This window comes from Pseudomonas sp. NPDC087342 (assembly GCF_044744265.1).
In the GTDB taxonomy this organism is placed as follows: Bacteria; Pseudomonadota; Gammaproteobacteria; order Pseudomonadales; family Pseudomonadaceae; genus Aquipseudomonas; species Aquipseudomonas nunensis.
Genome location: NZ_JBIUXZ010000055.1, coordinates 1 through 1,896, shown reverse-complemented (window position 1 = coordinate 1,896; position 1,896 = coordinate 1). Strand labels below are relative to the sequence as shown.

At 54.3% G+C, this 1,896-nt stretch carries 3 protein-coding genes and 1 pseudogene; all 4 read left to right on the top strand.

Going from position 1 to position 1,896, the window contains the following annotated elements:
* A partial coding sequence (gene rplM / locus ACIOYV_RS33235) for a 50S ribosomal protein L13 (RefSeq protein WP_401330707.1) occupies positions 1–422 on the top strand: 422 nt, incomplete at its 5' end.
* Positions 423–436: 14 nt separating this feature from the next.
* Positions 437–829: a 30S ribosomal protein S9 gene (gene rpsI, locus ACIOYV_RS33230; RefSeq protein WP_003216038.1), complete on the top strand. Its 393-nt coding sequence runs from the start codon at positions 437–439 to the stop codon at positions 827–829.
* A 266-nt stretch (positions 830–1,095) separates the two neighbouring features.
* Positions 1,096–1,689: a ubiquinol-cytochrome c reductase iron-sulfur subunit gene (petA, locus tag ACIOYV_RS33225; protein WP_054045584.1), complete on the top strand. Its 594-nt coding sequence runs from the start codon at positions 1,096–1,098 to the stop codon at positions 1,687–1,689.
* A pseudogene (locus tag ACIOYV_RS33220) lies at positions 1,689–1,896 on the top strand (cytochrome b); the annotation flags it as partial. The gene petA and the pseudogene ACIOYV_RS33220, both read left to right, overlap by 1 nt.

The following is a 1,896-nucleotide window of genomic DNA, read 5'->3' as shown; positions in this document are numbered from 1 at the left end:
CTTTTACTGCTAAACCGGAAACAGTACAGCGCGACTGGTTTGTCGTCGACGCTGCAGGTCAGACCCTGGGTCGTCTGGCCACCGAAATCGCGAGCCGTCTGCGTGGCAAGCATAAAGCTGAGTACACTCCTCACGTTGACACCGGCGATTACATCGTCGTTATCAATGCCGAGCAGATTCGTGTAACTGGTGCTAAAACCACCGACAAGATCTACTACTCCCACTCCGGTTTCCCGGGCGGCATCAAGTCGATCAACTTCGAAAAGCTGATCGCTAAAGCCCCTGAGCGCGTGATCGAGACCGCGGTTAAAGGCATGCTGCCTAAGAACCCGCTGGGTCGCGACATGTATCGTAAGCTGAAAGTCTATGCGGGCGCTGTACACCCTCATACTGCTCAGCAGCCCCAAGAACTGAAGTTTTAACGGAATAGTTCATTATGTCGGCGACTCAAAATTACGGCACTGGCCGTCGCAAGACCGCAACCGCACGCGTTTTCCTGCGTCCGGGTACTGGTAACATCTCCATCAACAACCGCACCCTGGAAAATTTCTTCGGCCGCGAAACTGCCCGCATGGTAGTTCGTCAGCCGCTGGAACTGACTGAGACTGTCGAGAAATTCGACATCTACGTCACCGTGATCGGTGGTGGTGTAAGTGGTCAAGCTGGCGCAATCCGCCACGGTATCACTCGCGCACTGATGCAGTACGACGAAACCCTGCGTGGCGCTCTGCGCAAAGCTGGCTTCGTTACTCGCGATGCTCGTGAAGTTGAACGTAAGAAAGTTGGTCTGCGTAAAGCGCGTAAGCGTCCGCAGTACTCGAAGCGTTAATTCGCTTCCACGTTCAAAAGAACGCCCAGTCTCCTCACGGAGCTGGGCGTTTTTTTATGCGTGCGATTTCTTAAAGAATTGCGCTGTGACAACTTGCCACATCCGTAGAGCCCCTATACTGCAAGGCTTGGCAGTGGAGCCCTTGGGTAATTACCTTGTCAGAATTGGGGCTTTTCATTACCATTCGGCAAAATTTTTATAAGTACATAGATTTACTTAGTAGATGCCTGATTTAACAGGCCACAAAGCTGATGGGAGAGGACTGAATGAGCAATGACGGCGTGAATGCAGGCCGGCGTCGCTTCTTGGTAGCAGCCACATCCGTGGTGGGTGCTGCAGGAGCGGTGGGGGCTGCGGTCCCGTTCGTGGGGTCATGGTTTCCCAGTGCCAAGGCGAAAGCCGCAGGTGCACCGGTGAAAGTGAATGTCAGCAAAATCGAGCCAGGCCAGCAGATGATTGCTGAGTGGCGCGGTCAGCCAGTATTCATAGTCCGCCGAACCGCGGAAATCCTGGGGAATCTGAAGAAGATCGAGGGCCAGTTGTCTGACCCGACCTCCAAGAACTCGACACAACCGACCTACGTCGATCCAGAAACGCGTTCGATCAAGCCAGAGGTCCTGCTGCTGATCGGTATCTGCACACACCTGGGTTGCTCGCCGACCTTCCGCCCTGAAGTGGCACCTGCTGATCTGGGCAAAGACTGGGTAGGTGGTTATTTCTGCCCTTGCCACGGTTCCCACTACGATCTGGCTGGCCGCGTCTACAAGTCGCAACCTGCGCCTTTGAACCTGCCAGTTCCCCCGCATTCCTATGAGACCGATGAGATTATTGTCATTGGCGTCGATACGGAGAAAGCGTGATGAGCAAGTTCATGGATTGGGTTGATGCGCGCTTTCCCGCGACCAAAATGTGGGAAGACCATCTCAGCAAGTACTACGCCCCGAAGAACTTCAACTTCTTCTATTTCTTTGGTTCCCTCGCACTGCTCGTTCTGGTCAACCAGATCGTTACCGGTGTCTGGCTGACCATGAGCTACACCCCGTCGGCGGAAGAAGCGTTTGCCTCCG

What these genes read in the sequence shown, in the direction of transcription:
- rpsI (WP_003216038.1), top strand. Translation starts at nt 437, where the DNA reads ATGTCGGCGACTCAAAATTACGGCACTGGCCGTCGCAAGACCGCAACC.
- petA (WP_054045584.1), top strand. Translation starts at nt 1,096, where the DNA reads ATGAGCAATGACGGCGTGAATGCAGGCCGGCGTCGCTTCTTGGTAGCA.